Source organism: Oleiphilus sp. HI0086 (assembly GCF_001635225.1).
In genome coordinates this window covers 1-837 of record NZ_LWFZ01001326.1, presented here as the reverse complement: position 1 = coordinate 837, position 837 = coordinate 1, and the positions used below count along the sequence as shown (strand labels likewise).

Below are 837 nucleotides of genomic sequence, written 5' to 3'. Positions count from 1 at the left end.
AACACATGACCTACTACACTTGATTCAACACTGGCATGAACAGGGTAAAACGATTGTTGCAGTACTCCATGACCTTGAGCAAGTAAAGTCTCACTTCCCACATTGCCTTTTGTTATCGCGAGAGCCCATCGCTTTTGGGCCAACTGCCGGCGTATTGACTGAGCAAAACTGGCAACGAGCACGACAACTCAACGAAGCCTTTGATGAAAACGCCGTGTATTGCGGGGCTCACTAACAGATGTTCGATCTTTTTATTGCGCCAATTTTAGACTTCTCATTTATGCAACGCGCTATCGTTGGCTGCCTTGCGATTGCGATTAGCGCAGCGCCTATTGGCGTTTTTCTGATGTTAAGACGCATGAGTTTAACTGGCGACGCCATGGCACACGCAATATTGCCCGGTGCAGCGGCAGGCTTTTTTCTGGCCGGCTTATCTATTCAGGCAATGACCATCGGCGGGATTATCGCAGGCTGCCTTGTTGCGCTATTTTCCGGTTTCGTCTCTCGTATGACCGATGTCGCTGAAGATGCCAGCATGGCTGCCTTTTATCTTATTTCTCTGGCAGCAGGCGTCCTGATTATTTCAATTAACGGTAGTCAGGTTGATTTACTACACGTACTTTTCGGTTCCGCGCTGGCTTTGAACAACGAAGCTTTATATTTGCTTGCCGGGGTTTCTACAATTACCTTAATTACACTTGCTCTGCTGTTCAGACCGTTGGTTCTTGAGTGTATGGACAGGCTTTTCCTGCAATCAGTCAGTCGACTAAGTCCAATTGCTCACTTTGCCTTCCTGGTGCTAGTTGTTCTAAACCTTGTTGCCGGCTTTAACGCCCT

At 47.8% G+C, this 837-nt stretch carries 1 protein-coding gene and 1 pseudogene; both read left to right on the top strand.

Going from position 1 to position 837, the window contains the following annotated elements:
- Positions 1–235, top strand: a pseudogene (locus A3756_RS28195) (ABC transporter); the annotation flags it as partial.
- A gap of 3 nt (positions 236–238) precedes the next feature.
- The coding region (locus tag A3756_RS22915) for a metal ABC transporter permease (RefSeq protein ID WP_068554767.1) at positions 239–837 on the top strand (599 nt) is incomplete at its 3' end.